The organism is Chitinophaga varians (assembly GCF_012641275.1).
Classification (GTDB): Bacteria; Bacteroidota; Bacteroidia; order Chitinophagales; family Chitinophagaceae; genus Chitinophaga; species Chitinophaga varians_A.
Window position 1 is genome coordinate 1,973,725 of the sequence record NZ_JABAIA010000002.1, and the last position, 22,683, is coordinate 1,996,407.

A 22,683-nucleotide genomic window follows, 5' to 3' on the forward strand; every position below is an offset into this window, starting at 1 on the left:
TTATGAGGCATACCTTAATTCGTAATTCGTAATTTGTAATTCGTAATTACATCCCTGTATCTATGACGCTCTTATTTCGTGTAGCGCTGGTCGTTAGTTTGCCGAAGCGCCAGCTGACAGAGAAGGTGTAAGTGTTGGCAGGGAAATAGGAGGTATATACCCGGTGGAAGGCGGGGTCATTGGTTTCTGAAATGGCCGGTCTTTGTTTGCGGAAAGGCTGGTCTGCGGCGATGCTGACAGACAGTTTCCTGTCCAGGAAATCCTTGCGCAGGGTAAAGCCATAGCCTGTGTTGGAGCCGCTGGTGCCTTGTACGCTGGGAGAGCCGCTATAAAAGTAGCAGTACCCATCTGCCCGGAAGCTGTGGCCAAAATTATAGTCGGTATTAAAGTAGGCGCTGCCTGAAAAACCGCTGCTGCGGATAGTGTTGCCATCGCTGAAATTACTGTGGCTGCCACGTCCGTTGATGCTGACGTTCCATTTTTTCGTCAGGGCAAAACGCATGCTGGTGCTGATGCCTACGCTGTTGGATTTACCGATGTTGTCATAGGTCGTAGCGGAGATTCCTTTTGCCGGGTCTACAGTGATGATGTTCTGGATGGAATTGTTGATGAAAGTGTAATCCAGCCCTGCGTTAAAGGTGATCTTCTCCATGATCTTATTGAAATAGGCCCCGAAGCTGTTGGCGTAAGACGGTTTCAGGTTAGGGTTGCCATAGAAAATGTTATAGGGGTCGTTGTCATTGACATAGGGGTTCATCGCAAATATATTGGGCCGTTCCAAACGGCGGCTGTAGGAGAACGACAGGCTGGTCATGGGTTGCAGCTGCCAGGTGATGTTTACGGTAGGAATGGGGCTGAGGTAGTCGCTGTTGATCCGGGTTTTGGTAGACACAAAATCCCCGGTCTGGTGTGTCTGTTCCAACCTGAAGCCTGGCTTCACGCTTAGTTTGGTACCTATTTTAAAGCGGTAGGTGACATAAAAAGCGAGGACGTTCAAGGTTGTATTGAAAATATTTTCGCGGCTGGGATTGGGCACCATGGCCCCTTCTTTATTGCGTACTTCCTGGGTGGCGGTATTGGTGTTATATTGAAAAGTGCCTTTGAAGCCTGTTTCCAGGAACTGTTCATGTGGCAGTGGCAGGGAATAGTCGGCCTGCGTGACGATGGCGCGGTTGGTGAAAACCGTGTTGTTGCGGTAAAAGCTGTCGGTGCCGGGCACATACACCTGGCTGTTGTCTGTATGGCCGTCCCCGTAGCTGTTGACCATGTTAAACACCAGTGACAGTTCATGTCCCGGTTTCCGGAATTTATGCTGATAGTCCAGTCCTGCGCCGGTGCCATGGCCCTGGCTGTAGGAGTCGCTGTTGTTGGTGCCGGATTGTATGGGTTTGCCGGTGCTGTCTGACCAGTGACTGATCTGCGGCATCAGCTGTGTCATTTTGCTGATGTTGCCGTTGCCGAAGATGGTGAGGCTGTTGGCCGTGTCGATGTCGTAGGTCATTTCCAGGCTGCCGTAGAGCATTTTGTTGTCGCGTTTGAACTCCGTGCTTTGTTCCAGCAGGCCTTTGTCGCCGGGGAGGAGGCTTTGCCGGCTGATGGTGTTGCTGTTGTGGCTTTGGTCGATATTGCCGCCGGCGTAGGCGGTGATACCGACTTTTTTTCTGCGGGCGCTGATGGAGCCACCGCCGCTGTACCTGCCGATGGTGTTATAGTTGGTAAAGAGGCTGCCATTGTAGCCAATTACGCCGCGTTGGGTGATGATATTGATGATGCCGCCGATGCCTTCTGCATCGTATTTGGCGGACGGTTCGGTGATGATCTCTATTTTTTTGATGATGCTGGCCGGATAGGCTTTCAGGGCTTCCTTGGGGTCTTTGGTGATGAGGGAGGTGGCGCGGCCGTTGAGCAGCACTTTGTAGTTGGTCTGGCCTTTCAGTTTGATGGTGCCGTCAGCGTCTACCGTCAGCATCGGGATTTTGCGCATGATATCGGAGGCGGAGCTGTTGTCTTTGTCGATATCGTTTTCCACGTTGTAGATGAGTTTCTCATCTTGCAGTTCTATCAGGGGCTTTTTGCCGGCGACGGTGACGCCGCTCAGCTGTTGCGTGGTGGTGGAGAGATAACGGGGACTGAGGCGGTGGGCCGCATTGGCGGCGTCTACCCGGATGGTGTCCAGGAGGAGGGGGGCATAACCCAGCATAGTGATCCCGATCCGATAAACGCCATAGGCCACACCGGTAAAGCGGAAATCGCCCTTGTTGTCCGTCAGCGTGTGGGCCACCGTTTTGCGGTCGGCCGCCTGCATGAGGACTACCGTAGCAAATTCCACGGGTTTACGGGAAACACTGTCGGCCACCTGGCCGGTGATGGAGCCTCCCTGCTGGCGGGCCTGCAGGGTCACACTAATGCATAACAGGAGCAACAGCCATATGCCTTTTTGCGTCATGGAACAGGATGGATTATTTTGAGGTATCGTCCCGGGCCCCGCCTATGTGGTAAATGGCATAAGTTACAGTGGCATAGCTACATAGGTGGCCTCCGGGTTACTTACACAAGCTATAAAATGTTACTGCTAATGCAGAGCGGTTGGGATAAACGGCCAATAATTTCTCACAGGGAATTAAATTATAATTGCGCTTTTTACTATATTTATAATCAGTCCTTTAAAGGAGATGGAATGGTCGTGTGACAGTTATTTTCGCCCGGAGTGTGTATAAATAATTACGGGAGATACCTGCTTCTCACTTAAATTACTTTTTCATTCGGGTAAAATTATATCTTTGACGCCTTAAAAAAACCTCGGAGTAAGTCGTGCGCTTAAAAACACTAGAAATTAAAGGCTTTAAAAGTTTTGCCGATAAAACCGTTCTGAACTTTGACGAAGGGATAACAGGTGTCATCGGGCCCAACGGCTGCGGCAAAAGTAATATCATCGACTCCATCCGCTGGGTGATCGGGGAACATAAAATCAGCAACCTGCGGTCTGAAAACCAGTCAGGGCTGGTGTTCAACGGTTCCAAAACACGCTCTGCCAGCGGTATGGCAGAAGTAAGCCTTACCTTTGAAAATACCAAAAACGTACTTCCCACCGAATTCACAACGGTGACCATTACCCGTAAATTCTATAAAAACGGGGACAGCGAGTATCGCCTCAACGATGTGGCCTGCCGCCTCAAAGACATCCATAACCTCTTCATGGACACCGGCGTCAGCACGGACTCCTACGCCATCATCGAGCTCGGGATGGTGGACGATATCATCAGAGACAAGGAAAACAGCCGTCGCCGTATGCTGGAGCAAGCGGCAGGCATCTCCATATACAAAACCCGTAAAAAAGAAGCCAAATCCAAACTGGAAGCTACAGAGGGCGACCTTAACCGCATCGAAGACCTCCTGTTTGAAATCAATAACAACCTGAAAACGCTGGAAAGCCAGGCCCGTAAAGCAGAACGCTTCTACGAGGTGAAAAAGGAATACCGCGAAATCAGTATCGAACTGGCCAAAGCCGCACTGGAAGGATTTAATGTCACCTTCCGGGAACTGTCTGACAAACAACAGGAAGAAAGCGACCGCAAACTGCAGCTGGAAACAGAGATCACCACTGCGGAAGCCGCCGTGGAGCAGGATAAACTGCACTTCGTGGCCAAAGAACGGGAACTGCAGGTGCTCCAGAAATCGTTCAACGAACTGGTGGCCACCATCCGTACCAAAGAAAATGACAAAAACCTCGCCGCCCAACAGCTGACTTACCTGCGGGAACGCGAAAAAAATATTACCGACTTCCTCAGCAACGCAGAAGGACAACTGCAGGGACTCACCACCTCCATCGAGTTTACCGAGAAACAGGTAGTGGAAGAAGCGGAAGTCTTTGAATCTATGGAAGATGAACTGGAAACCCTCCGCGAAATGGTGGAGGAGAAAAAAGAACGCTTCCAGCAAAAGAAACTGGCCCTCGAAACCCTGCGAAACGACCAGCAACGCTGGCAACGCCAACAGTTTGAGGCGGAAAAGAAAGTAGCGGTGGCAGACACCTCTGTGCAGAACCTGCAACGGGGTATCCAGCAGCTGCAGGAAGAAAAGAACAGCCGCCTGCAACAAATCACCCAACTGGAAGCCGAAAAAGAAACACTGCAGCAAACCATCACCACCAGCAAAACAGAACTGGACGAGATGGTACGCTTCCAGGAAGAAACAAAAGGCAAGATACTGGCCACCCAGTCAGATATCGAAGGACTGAGGGACCAGCTGGTGGATGAAAACCGTAAGCTGGATTCCAAAAAGAATGAATTTGACCTGCTGAAGTCCCTGGTAGACAGCCTGGAAGGATACCCCGAAAGCATCAAATTCCTGAAAAAGAACCCGGAATGGAACAATGAAGCGCCTATTCTGAGCGACGTCTTTTTCTGTAAAGAGGAGTATCGCACCTGTGTGGAAAATCTCCTGGAGCCTTACCTGAACTACTACGTTGTTAATAATGTGGCGGAAGCCGTACAGGCTATCCAGTTGCTGGACATCCATAAAAAAGGCAAAGCCAATTTCTTTATCCTCGATCAGTTCCGGATTCCCGCCAACGGCCTGCTGGCGCCCGCCGGCACCATACCGGCCCTGGACGTAGTGGAAATTGAAGAGAAATACAAAGGCCTCGGCTATCACCTGCTGGGCAAAGTATTCATCGGGGAAGACATTACCCGTCTCGAATTCAGCCAGGTATCCGACGATGAGATCTGCCTGGTGGAGAAATCAGGCCGCATGCACCGGGGCAAATTCAATATCACCGGTGGCTCTGTAGGCCTGTTTGAAGGCAAAAAGCTGGGGCGCGCCAAGAACCTGGAGAAACTGGAAGCGGAGATCAAAGATCTGGAGGCTACCGTAGGCAGCCTGCGCGTACAGATACAGGACAAACACAACCAGGTGCTCGGCTATAACAGCCAGCTCAATGAAAATAATATCAATGCGGCCCGCGAAAAGATCAATCAGCTGAACAACCAGCTGTTTGGCCTGCAGAACAGGATCGAAAACTTCCATCACCTGATAGAAAGCGGCGACAAGCGGCTGGAAGAGATGCAGCAATCACTGACTAATAACCAGGAGAGCATCTCCGGTGTACGCGAGGAACTGGAAAACCTCAACGACAGGGTGGGAGAGCTGCAGGATGCCATCACGGAGGCCGACAGAACGGCCCAGGAAGTGGAGCAGCAGTTCAATATGGCCAATGTACAGTTTAACAACCAGAACCTGCAACATACCCGTCAGCATAGTAAAGTGCAGGCGCTCAAACAGGAACTGGAATTTAAACGCAAGCAACTGACAGACCTGCATGCGCAGATCACCAGCAATAAAGCCCAGCTGGAAGACGCGGTGGCCAATATTGCGACGGCAGACGAGAAACGCAGCGCGGCAGAAGACGGACTGGTAGAGCTGTTCCGTCAGCGTGAGGAAGAAGAAAAAGCACTCAACGAAAAAGACCAGGAATACTATAATTTCCGTAACCACCTCCAGGAACTGGAAACAACGCTGCGCACCAAACAAAGGGCCCGCGAACAGCTGGAACAGCAGCTCAATGTCATCAAAGACAAGGTGAATGAGCTGAAGTTACAACTGGCTTCCATGAAAGAACGCCTGAGCGTGGAGTTTAAGGTTAACCTGGACGAAATCATCGATGAACAACGTACCTCTGAACTGCCGGTAGATGAACTGCAGGGCAGCGCAGAACGCCTGAAAAAACGCCTCGAGAACATGGGGGAAATCAACCCTACTGCTATTGAAGCCTACCAGGAAATGAAAAAACGGTACGAGTTCATCCTGGAACAGAAAACAGACCTGGTAAACGCAAAAGATTCCCTGCTGGCAACCATCCAGGAAGTGGAAACCACTGCCAACCAGAAATTCCTCGATACATTCAACACCGTTAAAGAGAATTTTATCCGCGTATTTAAAGCCCTCTTTACCGAGGAAGACCAGTGCGACATGATCCTGAGCGATCCTGAGAACCTGGCCGATACGGGAATCGAAATCATTGCAAAACCCAAAGGCAAACGTCCGGCAGCCATTACCCAGCTTTCCGGTGGAGAGAAAACCCTCACGGCCACCGCCCTGCTGTTTGCCATCTACCTGATCAAACCCGCGCCATTCTGTATTCTGGATGAGGTAGACGCGCCGCTCGATGATGCCAATGTGGGCAAATTCACCAACATGATCAGAAAATTCTCTGATAATTCACAGTTTATTATTGTAACACACAATAAACAAACGATGGCCGCCGTGGACGTGATTTATGGGGTTACTATGCAGGAACCCGGGGTGAGCAAACTGGTACCGGTGGACTTCAGGAGTTTAAACTGATGAAAGGTTTTTGTTGTTGTAAAGAGAGACTATTAATTTTATTCTCTATTTCGTTATTTTAAAAAAATAAAAAACGTTACACACTATGGGCGCATGGGGCACCAGGAATTTTGAAAATGATGGATCACAAGACTGGGTTTTTGACGTGATCGACAGCAAAGATGGTGGTTTGGTAACTGATACGCTGGCACGTATCATCAACAACACCGAAACTCTGGAAGTATCTGATTGCGAAGAAGGATTAGCCGCCGCTGAACTGGTGGCAGCGCTGATGGGCAAGCCAAGCGAAGACTTTCCCGAAGATCCGCTGGACAAACTGGACATCCTGAACCTGATCGCAACAAAAGGTTTAAGAAGCCAGGCCGTTGCTGCTGTAAACAAAATATTGAGCGCATCAGAAATGAAAAATTACTGGGAAGAAGCCGGTAGCCTCGACGCATGGACAGCTGTTCAGGCTTCCCTGGTGAAAAGACTGGAACTCTAACCTGTAATGACCGGGACTGCCCGGAGACGAACACTGATCTGATCGCAGGAAAACAATGCTTAAGGACAATTGACTTTTTAAGCAGGGATTGTGCTGCGTCTTATTCAGCCCATTCATGCAGTCTGTTTGATCAAAACATGTAAAGATATATAAAAGGCAAGGCCCGTATGATGATTCATACGGGCCTTGCCTTTTATATTGGTATGTAGTTATTTAAACATTGAGATATTACACGCGCGTAGTAACTGAATGACTAATAGCTATAAACACTTACAGCAAAATACCGGCAATCGTCGCAGACAGGTAGCTGGCCAGTGTTCCACACAGCAGGGCTTTCAGCCCCAGTTTGGCCAGGTCTGTACGACGGCCCGGCGCCAGTTCACCGATACCACCGATCTGCATGCCCACGCTGCTGAAGTTGGCGAAGCCGGCAATGGCGATGGTGACGATGGTGATCGCTTTGGCGGATTCTATTTTAACGCTGTGGCTGGTCATGCTTTTGAATGCCACAAATTCATTGATCGTAAGTTTCTGTCCAAGCAGTGTGGCCACATTGTTCACATCCTGGTTGGGTACGCCCATGGCCCATGCCATTGGGGTGAACAGTTTACCGAAGATCCAGTCCAGGCTGAGGTCGAAGCTCAGGCCTACCAGATGGCCGAGGTGGATCAGGCACCAGTCGAGCAGCGCTATCAGTGCGATAAAGCCGATCAGCATGGCGATCACGTTCATGGCTATTTTAAAACCGTCGCCGGCGCCATGGGAAATAGCGTCGATCACGTTGGTGTAGTTACTTTTTACTTCCATCTTCACACGGCCCATGGTCACGCTTTCTTCTGTTTCCGGAAATACGATCTTGGAGATCACCAGGGCGCCGGGGGCGGCCATCAGGCTGGCGGTGATCAGGAAGGGCGCGATGTCCATGCCGGCCTGGAAGCCCATATTGGCATATACCACGAGGATACCGCCGGCAATACAGGCAAGGCTGCCGCTCATAGAGGCGAGTATCTCACTTTTGGTCATGGAATTAAGATAGGGGCGGATCATTACCTGTGCTTCCACCTGGCCTACGAAGGCGCTGGCCACGTTGCTGAGCGCTTCTGCACCGCTCACCCGCATCACTATGTTCATGGCACGGGCAATCACGGCCACTATCCGCTGCATAATACCGAAGTGATATAACACCGCTACCAGTACGCATACCAGGATAATGGTGGCCGTCACGTTAAAAGCAAAAACAAATCCGCCGCTGGCATAGTCGGCTATTGTACCGGTAGGAGGCTGAGACACCCCGATGCCACCATACACGAAAGCTGCGCCCTGACGTGCAAACGCTTCCAGTTTACCCATAGCGTGGCCTACTTGCTGGAAAAACCAGGTAATAGGAGGAACTTTAAATACCAGCAGCGCAATCACTACCTGTAACGTAATACCACTTATCACCAGCCGATAGTTGATCTTACTCCTGTTGTTGGAAAACAAAAAGGCAATACCCAAAATAAGGACGATGCCGATTAAGCCCTGAAAGCGTTCCATAAATGCAAATAAATCGTAAAATGTATGCAATAAGGCGACGAAGATAAGTTATTTTGCGATTCCTGGTCATTTTACGACATAATTCCGCAGTGGTTTTAAAGCTGTCTTGTAGGGGCCTCTGTCAGCCGGCCACCAGCAAGTGATTGGGCTGTCTTTGACTTCAACCGGCCGTTCAGCCATCGGCGCACTGGTTCATCGTACCAACGCATAACCAGGTAACCGATGGCCATCAATACCAGGGTGCCCACTGCCACGATCACTGTCAGCAGCAACGGTCCCGGTTTGTATTGCGCATAGTAGTTACCGAATGGCCATATCAAAAAGATATGGGTCATATATAAAGGATAAGACAGCCGGCCTATAAAACGGCAGCAATGCAACCACCAGCCCGTGGCCGTGGCGCCTGCGCCCAACGCGATCACCAGCGGGTAAACGGCGGCTACGATCAACCACTCTGTCAGCCAGTTCTGCCCGAAATAAGGGCACATAAAAGTGGCCAGCAATAACAGTGATAATGCTACAAACCCCAGCCGCGTACGTAGTGTCCACTGAAAACGGTACACGCTCAAACCCGCCAGGAACGAGAAACTCACCCGCGCAAAACCGTCCATAATATTGGCGTCGGCCCAACCTCCGATCAGGGTGCCGGCATGCCAGGCGGTAACGGCCAGCCAGCCGGCTGCCAGTACGGTCAGTAACAAAGTGACGCCCTTATGCAGCCGGTTTAGCACCAATGCATACACGATGTTGATGCAATACTCCATAAACAGGGACCATGTGGGAGAGTTAAACGGGAAAAGTGCGCCACCCCTTCCCGGCAGCCACGGGAAAGGTATCAGCAGCAGGGAACAAAGAAAACCCGCTACGATAGGCCAAACGCCCTGTGCATAAGGATCGCCGCCAAACGGGTCAAACAGGAAAGAGAGCAGACCGAGTACGGAACCCAGCGGTACCAGCGGGTGTAATCGCAGTAAACGTCCGCGGAAAAATCCGCGGTACCCGATCTGCGCCAGCCGGCCGTCATAGGCGTAACCAATCACAAAGCCCGACAGGCAGAAGAAAAAGTCAACCGCCAGAAAGCCATGCCCCAGCGGGTTCTGGCTATAGTCGCTCCATACAAGCTCAAGAAAGTGGAATACAACGATGGTGATGGCAGCGGTGCCCCGCAATCCGTCGAGTACTTCATAATGCGGTTTGGCTGATGACGTGGAAAGCATTTGGATATTGGGTTATTTGGAAATTTGTTATTTAACCGGGCCGTTTATATGCTACATACCCTTCTGAAAACCGGGCCGTCTGCAAATTTAGCTATCAGGCGAGGCGGTTTCTTATAGTGATTTCCCAATAACAGCCAGTATTTTCACCATAATAGTAAAAAAAGATAGTTGCTCCAAGGGAGCACATGACCGGAAAAAACTCTCTTAAATTTCTACATCACCAAATCCGCCAATGATTTTACCCCTGATCAAAAAATAGTTGCAAAAAACCGCGAGAGATGTATTTTTAGTTTCTGCAATCGAATTAAATACATGAGCCGTTTTCATTACCTGATCATTTCCACGATTTCCCTGGCATGGTTTGCCTGCGGACAAACAACACAACAAGACCGGATGAGTAAACACGAACGGGATTCGCTGGCCATGCGCAAGCAGTTCAACAAATCCCCCGTGCTGGATGGTAAGGCCGCCATTGGCGCCATGACGGTCGATAAAGGCCTGGAGGTGCAGCTGGTGGCAGCAGAACCAATGGTCGTAGCACCGGTAAGCGCCGTCTTCGATGACCGTGGCAGGATGTGGGTGGTGGAAATGATGGGTTTCATGCCGGATACCAGCGGTACCGGTGAAGATAAACCCGACGGCAAAATCGTGATACTGGAAGATACCACCGGTGACGGCGTAATGGACAAAAGGACCGTGTTCCTCGATTCACTGGTGCTGCCCAGAGCGGTATGCCTCGTGGAAAACGGCGTGCTGGTGGCTACGCCGCCGCAATTATGGTTTATCGAAAACAACAATGACAAACCCGGCAAAAAGGTACTGGTGGACAGTATGTACGCTGCAGGCGGTAATGTGGAACACCAGCCTAACGGGCTTTTGCGGGGGCTGGACAACTGGATATACAACGCCAAATCTGACCGCCGCTACCGCAAAGTTGGCGATAAATGGCTGAAAGAAGCCACTACTTTCCGTGGGCAGTGGGGCATTACACAGGACGACAAAGGAAGGCTGTTCTATAATAACAACTCTGAAAATCTGCTGGGAGATTATTTCCCGGCGGGCCTGGGCGGTAAAAATCCGCACCAGCAGAACGCTGCCGGCTATGACCAGAAAATAGTGAAAGACAACCACGTATACCCGGCGCATCCTACACCTGGTGTCAACAGAGGTTACATGAAAGGCATACTGGACGACAGCCTGCGGCTGGTAGAGTTCACCGCCGCCTGCGGCCCGGTGATCTACCGGGGCCATCTTCTGCCGGCTGACTATGCAGGTAACGCCTTCGTAGCAGAACCTTCGGCGAATCTCATCAAACGGAATATTTTAAAAGACAGTGGTTATATCGTTACCGGAAAACAAGCCTACCAGGGCAAAGAGTTCCTGGCCAGCACCGACGAGCGTTTCAGGCCCACAGGATTATATAACGGCCCGGACGGGGCGCTGTACATCACCGATATGTACCGCGGCATCCTGCAACACAAAACGTATATCACCACTTACCTCAAGAACGAAATCAAGATGCGGGAACTGACGCAGCCGCTCAGCTGTGGCCGTATTTACCGCATCGTTCCGGCAGGGCAGCGTCCAAAGAAAACTGTGGTGCAACAGGAGCAGCTGTTGCAGTTGTTGAATGATCTCAATGGCGCGCTGCGCGATAAAGCCCAACAACATATTATAGACCATCGTTTAACCGCGCTGGTACCGGAACTGCGCACCGCGCTGTCCAATACCGCTACGCCACTGATGCAGGTACACGCCCTCTGGACGCTGGAAGGACTGCACCAGTTGACATACGCCGACCTGGCCGTGATACTGGAACAAGGCAGCGACGACTACAAAGTGCAGGCACTGGCCGCATTGCCTTCCGTGTTGGACAGCAAGACCGCCAAAGCCGCGGCAGGCAAGCTGGACTCGCTGGCCGACAAACCTTTCTTTGCGCCGTATGTCGCGTATTTGTTGCCCGCGCTGGGCAAGGCGGATAAAGCTGCGGCCGGCCGTCTCGAAGAAAAACTGATGAAAGCGTATGCGCGTGACCGTTATATAGCCGCGGCGCTGGTCAACAATGCAGTCAATCGGGAAGCCGCACTCCTGAAACAACTGGTGGCATTTAATCCGGATACTGCACTGGCATTGAACAAACAGTTGAACAACGTGCTGAAAAATATGGACAATGCTGCCAGCGCCAAAAAGATGGACGCATTGGCGGAGAAATATCCCAGGGGATATAAAATATTTAACACCGTTTGCCAGACCTGTCACGGTAAAAACGGTAATGGTATTGCTTCTATGGCACCGCCGCTGAATGAAAGCAACTGGGTGAACGGCGATAAAAACAAGTTCGCCGCCATTGTGCTGTATGGCCTTACCGGTCCGGTGGAAGTACATGGCAAGCTGTATAAAGCGCCTGAGATCAACGGAGATATGCCAGGTATCGGTGGCAGCGACGAATTCAATGACAGTGACATTGCAGAACTGCTTACATTCTTACGCAGCGCGTGGAACAACAAAGCCGGAAAGGTGTCCGTTGATGATATCAAAGCTGTCCGCAAACAGTTAAACGGCCGTCAAAAACCGTTTACCGCGGCGGAATTAACCAAATAGTGCGCGGATATCAATAAAAGGCCTATCTTTGCTGCTCATTTACAACAAGTGAACAAGGCAACTTACATATTGACCTGCTGTAGCCAACTCCGTATTTGTACGGGCGGGTTTTTATTGCCGTTTTTATCCTGTCCAAAAGACTTCAACAATTAAGCCCGGGCAACTTCTAGCATCGTAACAGTTGTACCCGGGGGGATGATACCTGTACGCTTGTATTGGTAGTATGATCCATATAGCAATTTCCAAAACAATCTTATAAAATAAGTTTTATGAATCATCGGATAGCACGATGGGCAGTTTATCTTTTATGCCTGTTGCTGGATGTGAGCGTGGCTGCAAGCCTTTATCGCGGTTATTTAACAGGATGGATTTTATTACCGGTGGCCGTGGGTGTCACATTACTGACATTGATTGACCGTTTCCAGGGCAAACATGCCCTGCTGCGCAACTACCCGCTGCTGGGCAGGCTGCGTTACCTGCTGGAGCACATCAGGCCGGAAATGCGGCAGTATTTCTTCGAGTCGGACACAGACGGGCGGCCGTTCAGCCGTCGTCAGCGTGCGGTAGTGTACCAGCGTGCGAAAGACGTAAAACAGACCGTTGCTTTCGGCGCGCTCGCCGATATGTACGAGCCGGGTTACGAATGGGCCGCCCATACAGCGTTTCCTACGAAAGTAAAACCGGACGCGTTGCGGGTAACCATTGGCAACAAACAATGCAGTCAGCCTTACAATGCAAGTTTGCTCAACATCAGCGCAATGAGTTACGGTGCGCTGAGTAAAACCGCTATCCTTTCCCTCAATGGTGGCGCACAGGTGGGCGGGTTTGCCCACAACACCGGGGAAGGTGGCGTTAGTCCGTATCACCTGCAACATGGCGGTGACCTGATCTGGCAGATCGGTACCGGTTACTTCGGCTGCCGCGATGAGAAAGGTAATTTCTCACCGGAGGTATATGCCGGAACGGTTGCAGAACCAGCTGTAAAGATGGTGGAACTGAAATTGAGCCAGGGTGCCAAGCCCGGTAAGGGCGGAGTACTGCCGGCAGCGAAAAATACGCCGGAAATTGCCGCTATCCGCAAGGTGAAACCAGGCGTCAGCGTGTTGTCGCCGGCAGCACATACTGCCTTTGGCAACGAATATGAAATGCTGGCGTTTGTGCAGCAGCTGCGTACCCTCTCCGGTGGCAAGCCGGTGGGTTTCAAATTGTGCGTAGGCCGCAAGGATGAATTTGAGCGTATCTGTAAAGCCATGACCAACACTGGTATCTACCCCGACTTTATTACAGTAGATGGTGCAGAAGGTGGTACTGGTGCGGCTCCGCTGGAGTTCACGGACAGTATCGGTATGCCTTTGTATGATGCACTGGCTTTTGTGGTGAATATGCTGAAGAAGTACGACCTGAAACAGCATATCAGAATTATGGCCAGTGGCAAGATCATCACCGGTTTCGACATCATGAAAGTGTTGGCATTAGGTGCAGACGCGTGCTACAGCGCCAGGGGCATGATGCTGGCACTGGGCTGTATACAGGCGCTTCAATGCGATAGCGGCAGCTGTCCGGTAGGCGTGGCCACGCAAGACCCGACCTTGTACCAGGGCGTAAATGTGACCGATAAAAAAGAGCGTGTGGCCAATTTCCACCGCAACACCATATATGCACTGGCTGAACTGATGGGCGCCTGCGGCTTCGCAACGCCTGAACAGGTCAATCCTGCCGCACTTTACAGAAGAGTAACGAGAACGGATATACGATCATATGAAGAAATTTACGCACCGGACAACGGCCGTTCCGCCGGAGCGGCACTTATTCCGGGGCAGTCAGTTAATTAATTGATTAAAACCTGTTTTTATGAAAAAGAAACAGATTGTAGTGTCCCAACATGATTATGACATTCTGAAAACACTTTGTTACCACGCCCCGGGTACGGCTAAACTGAAAGAGGAGCTGGACAGGGCGGTTATCCGGAAAACAAAAGTACCCGACGATGTGGTACAGGTAAATTCCACGCTGCAGTTCAGGGATGAGCGCAGCGGCGCTGTGCGGGAAGTGCAGCTGGTATTACCTGCCGCCAGCAATATTCAACTGGGTAAACTTTCTATTCTTTCACCTATAGGCACGGCCCTGCTGGGCTATAGCGCCGGCGACACCATCGACTGGGAAGTGCCTGCGGGCAAAACCCAGCTGCACATTCTGCGGGTGGCGAACGAAGGATAGTTTTAAAAGGCTATAATGTTAGCGATCAAATATGTATCAAGCAAAAAAAGCCCCGGCGTCTGCCGGGGCTTCTCTTTTATATTGTCATTTGTGATAAACAACGTGGTCGCCGTAATTGACGTGGTATTTATCGCAGAAACCGCCATTGACTTCCAGCACGTATTGTGCTTTCTTGAAGGAGGGCAGGCTTTGTTCTGACAGCGGGGTGGCATATTTCTGGATAGACACGATCTCCAGTTTATCGTCCAGGTAGATGATATCGAGGGAGATGTAGGTGTTTTTCATCCAGAAGGAACGCTCTTCCATATCCGGGAAGATAAACAGCATGCCCTGGTCATCAGTCATGGATTTACGGTACATCAGCCCGTCTTCCCGCTGCTGATCGGTTTGTGCCAGCTGGATATCTATTTTGCGGATGGTGTCTGCCTTGTTTTTGGACAAAAACACCAGGGACGCTTCCTTTTTGAATTCGCTGCCGTTGGAAGTGACCTGTGTTGGGGATTCCGTGCCGGCGGTAGTGCCGGTACCGGTGTCCGTGGTGGCGGCGCTGTTGTTGTTGCCGGAATTGTTGTTACAGCCGGACACATACAGGGCGGCTATCAACAGGTATTTGAACGGTAGCTGCATAAGGATATTATTTAGTCAGTAGTAGCTCCTCATCGGAGAAAACGACGTCTGTATAATCTTTGATTTCATTGTACACGGTATCGCGTTCAACGGGCCTTCTGCCGGCTTGTTTGATCAGTTGTGCCAGCTGGGCGGTGTTCATGGAAGGGTTTTGTTCTTCCGCGCCGGCCATGCTGTAGATCTTGGTGGTATCATCGATGGTACCGTCCAGGTCATTTACGCCGAAGGAGAGGGTCAGCTGTGCGGTATTTCTTCCCAGCATAGGCCAGTAAGCCTTGATATGGGAGAAGTTGTCCATATACAACCGGGCCACTGCGTACAGCTTCAGGTCTTCCACGATAGAGGATTCCGGGATATCGGACATATCGTTGCCCTTGTTCCTGAATTTCAGCGGGATAAAGGTATTGAAGCCATGTGTTTCATCCTGCAGCTGTCGTAAACGTTCCATATGGTCGATACGGTGCTCGTAGGATTCAATGTGGCCGTAGAGCATCGTGGCGTTGGTGACCATGCCGCGGTTGTGCGCAGCGCGGTGGATAGCCAGCCATCCATCAGCATCTACCTTGTCATGGCAGATTTTAGCCCGTACGTCCGGATGGAAGATTTCAGCGCCGCCGCCAGGCATGGATTGCAGGCCTGCTTCGTTGAGGATGCGCATCCCTTCTTCTACGCTTACTTTGGCTTTACGGAACATATAGTCCAGTTCCACAGCGGTAAACCCTTTGATATGAAGATCGGGGCGGTGCGCCTTGATTTTTTTGATCAGTTCCACGAAGAAGTCCAGCTGCATCTTGGGATGTACGCCGCCTACAATGTGGACTTCCGTAACAGGCTGCCCGTCGTAGCTTTTCACGATGTCCAGCATCTGGTCGATGCTCAGTTCCCATCCGTCTTCACGGTTTTTATACAGCCGGGAATAGGAGCAGAAATGACAGGTGAAAACACATACGTTGGTAGGCTCGATATGAAAATTACGGTTGAAGTAAGTCTTGTCGCCGTGCATGCGTTCCCGCACATGGTTGGCCAGTGCGCCTAAAAAGCAGACGTCGCCTTTCTCAAATAAGGTCAGCCCTTCTGCGGGCGTAATTCTTTCCTGACGCAGGATTTTTTCTGCAATGTTCTTCAGGTCAGTATCCAGAGAAGGTTGCTGAAGAAGTGTCTGAACTGCCGGGTAATCTTGTCTCATCGTCATCTTACTTTCATTAATTTAATGGTGTTGGCCCTGTTCCTGTAAATTAATTTTACAAAATAAACACCATTTGGCTCATTTACCAAATTAAAGGTCATCCGGTTGTTGGGGCCAACAGCATTACCCGGTTTGGAAGCGATGAGTTGTCCGGCGGCATTGTAGAGGTTCACCTGCTGAAGGTCGGAAGGCCGTTCATAGAAGCTGATCCATACCAGCCCGTCAGTAGGGTTAGGATGAATCAATACGCCGGCCTGGCGCAGGTCCGGATTGATATCTTTGGTAACGATCCTGATATTGTCGATATATATGTTATTCTCCGCATTTGAGATATTCCGGAAAGCCACCTGGAATTTGTCTTTGCCTACCAACGCTGTCAGGTCCACCGAATCGCGGCGCCATTCGTTGTTGTTGGGGATGAATTCATCCTGTACGGCGGTAGGACGGGTAATGAGGTATTTGCCCCATTTGCTGTAGGCGATGGCGCCTGTCTGGTGACAATCTTTGGTGACCAGCACCTGCAGGGTGTCCCACACGTTGCCGGTCATATTGGGATCGGAATAAACGGCGGCGGCCACGTCAAAGAACAGGAAAATGGAATCATGCGCCTGCGGATCGATCACGGGGGTGATGAGGTCATCTGTCTGGTCGTTGACGTTGTACCCTTTGTTGCGTACCAGCGCCGATGCTTTACTGTTGTGCCCCACGTTGCGGTCACGCTCCCAGGTGAAGCTGCGGTCGGGGTTATAGATGTCCCATCCCGGCGGCGGGAAACTGTCCTGTTCAAAGCCTTCTTCAAAAGGCAGTTGTGCTTCCGCATCGAAGTGGAAGCGGCTGGCAGCGGTATCGTTGGCCACGTTGGCGTCTGGCTGACCGTTGGGCGATTGCGTATAGGCTTGCAGGTTATAGGCGCCTACGGCCACCTGCGAGGCAGGAAGGGGGACGTCTACGCTCTGCAGGCTGGGCAGATTGCCCTGCCAGTTGTAGTTGACCAGCGCGCCATTGTTGAGCCGGTACAAAATACGCACAGCGGTGAGGGCATTGGTGCCTTTGTTGCGCAGGGTCACCCGGGGCAGGATACGGTTATCGCAAAGTTTGCCGGTGACGCCGCTGACGGCCGTCAGTGCGGCGTCGTTTGCCGGCAGCACAACGGGCGTACAGCCATTGGACGCCATCAGGCTGCTGACGATGTTTTCCAGCACATCGCGCATCCTGCCGGTCTGGCCGGCGGTGAAGAGGTGCATACAGGCGTCGTCGCTATAGTCCATGTAGTTCATGAACATGATCCCCGGGAAGTTGGGGCTGCAATTGTCGGTTTTTGGAAAAGAGGGGCATCCGTAGGTATTGTCGCCCTGCAAAGGGGTATCGGCGATGCCGTCATCTACGGAGCAGGTGCCACCGTCGTCGCCCCAGATATGTTTCAGGCCAAAGAAATGCCCTATTTCATGGGTGGTGGTACGACCGAGGTTATAGATACGGCCTACGCTGCCGGTGGTGCCAAAAGCGGTATAAAGCACCACTACGCCCAGTTGTTCGGCAGGGTAACCATTGCCCGGAGGGGCGGCCACGCCCAGGTAGTTGCCCGACAGGCGGGTTACCCAGATGTTGAGGTATTTTTGAGTGTCCCAGGCATCGGAACCGCCGGTCTGATCATATTTCGCGTCGGGGGCGCCGCCGCTGATACTAAAGCTTTGGCCGGCGGCTGTTTTCACGCGGACGATGCCCGTGGTGGGCTCATCGCCGGGCGTGCGCTGGGCCAGGCAGAAGCTGATGCGCGAATTGCCAATGATGGGTTGCCATACCGGGGGCACCTGGCTAACGTCCGGATTGGTGGCGTTGTAATCCTGGTTTAGCACGGCTATCTGGGACATGACCTGCGCATCGGTGACCAGGTCGGGATTGTCCAGTACAATATGCACCACTACGGGGATAGTGACGTTTTGTGGCACTGCTTCGGTTTGCACGCGCATCATGCGGCGCTGTTGCAGCAGTTGCATTTTCTTTTCATTGTTGTCGATCACTTGTTGCAGGGAAGGGTGTTCAAGCACCCGTTGCTGCAGGGCAACGGCGGTGCCGCATTGGCGCTGGCCAATGGCGGCCAGGCTGTAAAGTAAGGTAAACAGGATAATAAATGTGTGGCGCAAAGATCGTTGTTATTAGAGATGAATCAGATGGTTTTTCTGGTTTTGATGATAGTGTAATATACGCAGTGGAACCGGAATTTTGTCACAGTGTACAGAGAAGGGCACAAAAAAGCCCTTCCGTCGAACGGAAGGGCTTTTTCATCACTCAGTTTCGTTTATATCATTACAGGTTGGCCTGTATTTTTTTGTCCAGAACAGCTTTAGGTACTGCTCCTACCTGTTTGTCTACCACCTTGCCATCTTTGATGAACAGGATAGCGGGAATGCTGGTGATACCGTAGTCGATAGAGATTTGCGGGTTCACGTCAACATTTACTTTACCGATGTTTACTTTACCAGCGTAATCTTTAGACAGTTCTTCAATAACTGGTCCGATAGCCCGGCAGGGACCGCACCATTCTGCCCAAAAATCAACTACTGTTAATTTATCGGAATCCAGCACTTCCGTCTGGAAGTTCGCGTCTGTGAATTCTAAAGCCATAAGATATTATAATTTAAAGGTGTTTATTAATGATTGTTTTTGATTGTCTACTGGTGTATATGATCAAAACTTGAACCGAGTGCAAATTACTGCTTTTTTGACATCTTACTTATTGATTATCTCGATATAGACATCGAGGTCCGGTTGTTTTCGCAGGAAATGCGCCAACTCGTCATTCATCTCGATGTTTCTGTTGAAAGTATGCATTTTTACCTGCAGATTATCGTCTATATCTACCAGCTGCAGATGCAGTTGACTGTTACCGGGATAGCGGTTGATGTTTTCCACGAGGAAGTCTACCGTTTCGCGGTTCAGCAGTTTAGGGGAAGTGGCCAGGAACACCTGTTTGGTATGTGTTTTCTTCACTTCCTGCAGCAGCTGGATGCTGCTTACCTTAAACTCGTATTCGTTGTCATTAAAGCGCTTGGATTTAAAGCCGCCGTTGATAAACAGGCAGAGGCCGGGTTTCAGGTAAGGTGCAAACCGGATGAAGTCCTCGCTCCACAGGGCAAATTCAAATTTGCCGCTGTAGTCTTCTATCGTCATAATGCCAAACTGCCGGTTGTTGCGGGAAATCCTTTCCTGGGCATTGGTGACATACACTGCGAGGCGGAAATTCCGTTCGCGGGAGCGGCCGCCGGAACTGCCGGGCGTGCTGATCTCTGCCTGGTACTCCACAAGCTCCTGCACGTTGTTCATATGGTAATGCTTCAGTTCAAAACGGTAATCATCCAGCGGATGGCCGGAGATATAGATACCGGTAATGTCCCGTTCGTTATTGAGCTTCATGATCAGCGGCCAGGGGTCGCAGTTGGGAATTTTGGGTGGTTCCACGTCCGGCATGTCTTCAGCACCGAAGAGGCTGCCAAGGTTGGAAGAGCCTGCGGACACCTGTTGGCCGAATTTCACGATTTTATCAAGACCGTTCATGGGCTCGTTTTCCGGTTTGTGGAAATACTGTGCCCGGTGGAATTCGGGGAAGCAGTCGAAAGCGCCGGACATAATCAGGGCCTCGAGTGATTTTTTATTGACAGCACGTTGGTTCACACGTTTGATGAAGTCGAACACTGTTTTGAAAGGGCCGTCTTTTTTCCTTTCCTCGAGGAGGTTTTCCACGGCGGCTTCACCCACGCCTTTCAGGCCACCGAGGCCGAAACGGATCTGTCCTTTTTTGTTCACCGCGAAACCTTTCAGGGATTCGTTCACATCCGGCGGCAATACGTCGATGCCCATGCGTTTACATTCTTCCATGAAGAAGGTGATCTTCTCAATGTTGCTGGCGCAGTTCAGTACAGACGCCATGTATTCGGAAGGGTAGTGGGCTTTGAGGTAAGCGGTCTGGTAGGCGACGAAAGCGTAGCAGGTGGCGTGCGATTTATTGAACGCATAGGAGGCGAAGGCTTCCCAGTCGGTCCATACTTTTTCGCAGACTTTCAGGTCGTAGCCATGGGAGGCGCAACCTTCCATGAACTGGGCCTTCATCTTGTTCAGTACCGCGATTTGTTTTTTACCCATCGCTTTACGGAGAATGTCCGCGTCACCACGGGAGAAGTTGGCCAGCTTCTGGCTGAGCAACATTACCTGTTCCTGGTATACGCAGATACCGTAGGTTTCCGCGAGGTGTTCCTCCATGTCCGGCAGGTCGAAAGTAACCGGCTCCAGTCCGTGTTTACGGCGGATGAAGGACGGGATGTACTCGAGCGGTCCCGGACGGTACAAGGCGTTCATCGCGATGAGGTCATCGAAACGGTCCGGTTTCAGTTCGCGGAGGTATTTCTGCATGCCGGGCGACTCGAACTGGAACGTGGCGTTGGTTTCGCCTTTCTGGTACAGTTCATATGTCAGCGCGTCGTCCAGCGGAATATTGTCGATTTCAATTTCCACGCCATGGTTCATGCGGATCAGTTCCAGAGCGCCTTTGATGATGGTAAGGGTTTTCAGGCCCAAAAAGTCCATCTTGATTACGCCGGCAGATTCGATGATGCTGCCCTCGAACTGGGTAACGAGGAGGTCTGAGTCTTTGGCGGTGGATACGGGGATGAGGTCGTACAGGTCTTGCGGGGCAATGATGATACCAGCCGCGTGGATACCGGTGTTACGGACAGACCCTTCCAGTACGCAGGCTTCGCGGAGCACTTCGCCCTGCAGGTCTTCTCCTTTGATCAGTTCACGAAGGCGTTTTACGTTTTCAATGTCTTCGCCGGCGAGGCCTTCTTTATCTGCCAGGCTCTTGTCGCCTTCCAACGGGGCGTTGAAGATACGGTCCAGCTGTATGCCGGGTTTTTCCGGCACCAGTTTGGCCAGTGAGTTGGATTCCACCAGTGGCAGGTCCATTACACGGGCAACGTCCTTGATACTCATTTTGGCGGCCATGGTACCGTAGGTGATGATCTGCGCTACCTGGTTGCGGCCGTATTTCTGTACTACGTAGTCAATTACTTTCTGACGGCCTTCATCATCGAAGTCCGTATCAATATCGGGCATGCTCTTACGGTCCGGGTTGAGGAAACGTTCGAACAGGAGGTTGTATTTGATCGGGTCGATATTGGTGATGCCGATACAGTAGGCCACGGCTGAACCGGCGGCGGAACCACGGCCCGGGCCGATGAATACGCCAAGGTCACGTCCTGCTTTAATGAAGTCCGATACGATGAGGAAGTAACCGGCAAAACCCATGTTTTCGATTACCTGCAATTCAAAGTTGATACGTTCTTCAATGTCCGCGGTCATTTCCCGGTACCGGGTGCGGGCGCCTTCGTAGGTGAGGTGCCGCAGGTACTGGTCCTGCGTGAGGAACTCTTTCGGGATGGGAAAGTTGGGCAGCAGGATGTCGCGCTTCAGGTCCAGCAGCTGTACTTTGTCCACGATCTCGTTGGTGTTGTCTATTGCCTGTGGGAGGTCATGGAACAGCGCGGTCATTTCCTCCGTGGTCTTAAAATAGAACTGATCGTTATAGAATGCGAAGCGGGTGTTTTTAGGTGCCGCTTCGTCGTCAGAAAATTCTTTGTTGGTAGGCGTGCTTTTTTTCTCGCCGGTGTTGATACAGAGCAGGATGTCGTGTGCGTTGGCATCTGCCTGGTCCACGTAGTGGGAATCGTTGGAGGCGATGATTTTCACATTGTATTTGGCGGCGTATTTCAGCAGCACATGGTTGACCTGGTCTTGCTCAGGGATGCCATGGCGCTGCATTTCCACATAAAAATCGTCACCGAAGATATCGAGCCACCATTTAAATTCCTTTTCGCCTTCTTCTTCTCCTTTGCGCAGGATGGTTTTAGGCACGGAGGCGCCGAGGCAGCAGGTAGTGGCGATCAGGCCTTTGTGGTATTGTAATATCAGCTCTTTGTCGATACGCGGATATTTGCCATAAAGGCCTTCCATATAACCAAGAGAACAGAGTTTGATCAGGTTACGGTATCCTTCGTCGTCTTTGGCCAGTAACACCTGATGGTAACGGATATCTTTCTCTTCGCGTGTGAAGGCGCGTTTGTGGCGGTTTTCCACGAGATAGAACTCACACCCCACGATGGGTTTTACTTTGAGTCTTTTATCCTTTGGATCACCGGGATTGAGTTTGTTGTTATACGCTTCTGCCACAAACTGGAAGGCACCAAACATATTTCCATGGTCCGTGATGGCCAGTGCCGGCTGATTGGAGGCCATGGCTTTTTTGTACAGTGATTTGATATCGGCTGCACCATCCAGTAAGGAAAATTGCGTGTGTACGTGTAAGTGGGAAAAGATCATCTGCTAAGCTGTTTCGTCAGGCGTCAAAAGTACGATAGAATTTGGTTCAATAAAAATCCATTATTTGCGTTCATAATTAGTCATAAATCAATATTTTAGCG

General features: G+C 51.1%; 13 protein-coding genes. 5 read left to right on the top strand and 8 right to left on the bottom strand.

Annotation, left to right across the window (positions count from 1 at the left end; genetic code table 11):
- Nucleotides 1-46 precede the first annotated feature (46 nt).
- On the bottom strand, nucleotides 47-2,446 hold the full coding sequence (locus HGH92_RS22765) for an outer membrane beta-barrel family protein (RefSeq protein WP_168873035.1): 2,400 nt from the start codon (nucleotides 2,444-2,446) through the stop codon (nucleotides 47-49).
- Between the two features lie 365 nt (nucleotides 2,447-2,811).
- On the opposite strand from HGH92_RS22765, the gene smc reads away from it, so the two are divergent.
- Both smc and HGH92_RS22775 read left to right on the top strand, forming a co-directional pair.
- Nucleotides 2,812-6,342, top strand: coding sequence for a chromosome segregation protein SMC (smc, locus tag HGH92_RS22770; RefSeq protein WP_168873036.1), 3,531 nt, complete (start codon nucleotides 2,812-2,814; stop codon nucleotides 6,340-6,342).
- A gap of 85 nt (nucleotides 6,343-6,427) precedes the next feature.
- A complete protein-coding gene (locus HGH92_RS22775; RefSeq protein ID WP_168873037.1) occupies nucleotides 6,428-6,826 on the top strand; it encodes a DUF4259 domain-containing protein in 399 nt (132 codons plus the stop codon).
- A gap of 270 nt (nucleotides 6,827-7,096) precedes the next feature.
- Here the strand turns inward: HGH92_RS22775 and HGH92_RS22780 are convergent, their stop codons facing one another.
- Together HGH92_RS22780 and HGH92_RS22785 are read right to left on the bottom strand one after the other, a co-directional pair.
- Entirely contained in the window at nucleotides 7,097-8,362 is a 1,266-nt protein-coding gene (locus HGH92_RS22780) for a NupC/NupG family nucleoside CNT transporter (protein WP_168873038.1), read from the bottom strand.
- A gap of 95 nt (nucleotides 8,363-8,457) precedes the next feature.
- Nucleotides 8,458-9,579, bottom strand: a complete 1,122-nt coding sequence (locus HGH92_RS22785; protein ID WP_168873039.1) for an acyltransferase family protein — start codon at nucleotides 9,577-9,579, stop codon at nucleotides 8,458-8,460.
- Between the two features lie 312 nt (nucleotides 9,580-9,891).
- On the opposite strand from HGH92_RS22785, the gene HGH92_RS22790 reads away from it, so the two are divergent.
- From HGH92_RS22790 to HGH92_RS22800, 3 genes are all read left to right on the top strand, one after another.
- Nucleotides 9,892-12,180, top strand: a complete 2,289-nt coding sequence (locus HGH92_RS22790; RefSeq protein ID WP_168873040.1) for a c-type cytochrome — start codon at nucleotides 9,892-9,894, stop codon at nucleotides 12,178-12,180.
- A gap of 269 nt (nucleotides 12,181-12,449) precedes the next feature.
- Nucleotides 12,450-14,012: an FMN-binding glutamate synthase family protein gene (locus tag HGH92_RS22795; protein ID WP_168873041.1), complete on the top strand. Its 1,563-nt coding sequence runs from the start codon at nucleotides 12,450-12,452 to the stop codon at nucleotides 14,010-14,012.
- A gap of 19 nt (nucleotides 14,013-14,031) precedes the next feature.
- Complete coding sequence (locus HGH92_RS22800; protein WP_168873042.1) at nucleotides 14,032-14,397, top strand: GreA/GreB family elongation factor; 366 nt, start codon at nucleotides 14,032-14,034, stop codon at nucleotides 14,395-14,397.
- A gap of 84 nt (nucleotides 14,398-14,481) precedes the next feature.
- Here HGH92_RS22800 and HGH92_RS22805 read toward each other — a convergent pair whose 3' ends face one another.
- The 5 genes from HGH92_RS22805 to dnaE all read right to left on the bottom strand — a co-directional run bounded on the left by HGH92_RS22805 (nucleotide 14,482) and on the right by dnaE (nucleotide 22,582).
- Nucleotides 14,482-15,024 (bottom strand): DUF192 domain-containing protein, encoded by a 543-nt coding sequence (locus tag HGH92_RS22805; RefSeq protein WP_168873043.1) that lies wholly within the window; start codon nucleotides 15,022-15,024, stop codon nucleotides 14,482-14,484.
- A gap of 7 nt (nucleotides 15,025-15,031) precedes the next feature.
- Entirely contained in the window at nucleotides 15,032-16,216 is a 1,185-nt protein-coding gene (gene mqnE, locus HGH92_RS22810) for an aminofutalosine synthase MqnE (protein WP_168873044.1), read from the bottom strand.
- Complete coding sequence (locus tag HGH92_RS22815; protein WP_168873045.1) at nucleotides 16,213-18,354, bottom strand: M43 family zinc metalloprotease; 2,142 nt, start codon at nucleotides 18,352-18,354, stop codon at nucleotides 16,213-16,215. Before HGH92_RS22815 ends, mqnE begins: the two co-directional genes overlap by 4 nt.
- A gap of 163 nt (nucleotides 18,355-18,517) precedes the next feature.
- Nucleotides 18,518-18,835, bottom strand: a complete 318-nt coding sequence (trxA, locus tag HGH92_RS22820) for a thioredoxin (RefSeq protein WP_168873046.1) — start codon at nucleotides 18,833-18,835, stop codon at nucleotides 18,518-18,520.
- A gap of 105 nt (nucleotides 18,836-18,940) precedes the next feature.
- Nucleotides 18,941-22,582 carry a DNA polymerase III subunit alpha gene (gene dnaE / locus HGH92_RS22825; protein ID WP_168873047.1) on the bottom strand — a complete coding sequence of 1,214 codons (3,642 nt, stop codon included), beginning with the start codon at nucleotides 22,580-22,582 and terminating at the stop codon, nucleotides 18,941-18,943.
- Nucleotides 22,583-22,683: the final 101 nt, after the last annotated feature.

What these genes read in the sequence shown, in the direction of transcription:
- HGH92_RS22795 (WP_168873041.1), top strand. Translation starts at nt 12,450, where the DNA reads ATGAATCATCGGATAGCACGATGGGCAGTTTATCTTTTATGCCTGTTG.
- HGH92_RS22775 (WP_168873037.1), top strand. Translation starts at nt 6,428, where the DNA reads ATGGGCGCATGGGGCACCAGGAATTTTGAAAATGATGGATCACAAGAC.
- HGH92_RS22765 (WP_168873035.1), bottom strand. Translation starts at nt 2,446, where the DNA reads ATGACGCAAAAAGGCATATGGCTGTTGCTCCTGTTATGCATTAGTGTG.
- HGH92_RS22800 (WP_168873042.1), top strand. Translation starts at nt 14,032, where the DNA reads ATGAAAAAGAAACAGATTGTAGTGTCCCAACATGATTATGACATTCTG.
- HGH92_RS22805 (WP_168873043.1), bottom strand. Translation starts at nt 15,024, where the DNA reads ATGCAGCTACCGTTCAAATACCTGTTGATAGCCGCCCTGTATGTGTCC.
- trxA (WP_168873046.1), bottom strand. Translation starts at nt 18,835, where the DNA reads ATGGCTTTAGAATTCACAGACGCGAACTTCCAGACGGAAGTGCTGGAT.
- HGH92_RS22790 (WP_168873040.1), top strand. Translation starts at nt 9,892, where the DNA reads ATGAGCCGTTTTCATTACCTGATCATTTCCACGATTTCCCTGGCATGG.
- HGH92_RS22785 (WP_168873039.1), bottom strand. Translation starts at nt 9,579, where the DNA reads ATGCTTTCCACGTCATCAGCCAAACCGCATTATGAAGTACTCGACGGA.
- dnaE (WP_168873047.1), bottom strand. Translation starts at nt 22,582, where the DNA reads ATGATCTTTTCCCACTTACACGTACACACGCAATTTTCCTTACTGGAT.
- mqnE (WP_168873044.1), bottom strand. Translation starts at nt 16,216, where the DNA reads ATGACGATGAGACAAGATTACCCGGCAGTTCAGACACTTCTTCAGCAA.
- HGH92_RS22780 (WP_168873038.1), bottom strand. Translation starts at nt 8,362, where the DNA reads ATGGAACGCTTTCAGGGCTTAATCGGCATCGTCCTTATTTTGGGTATT.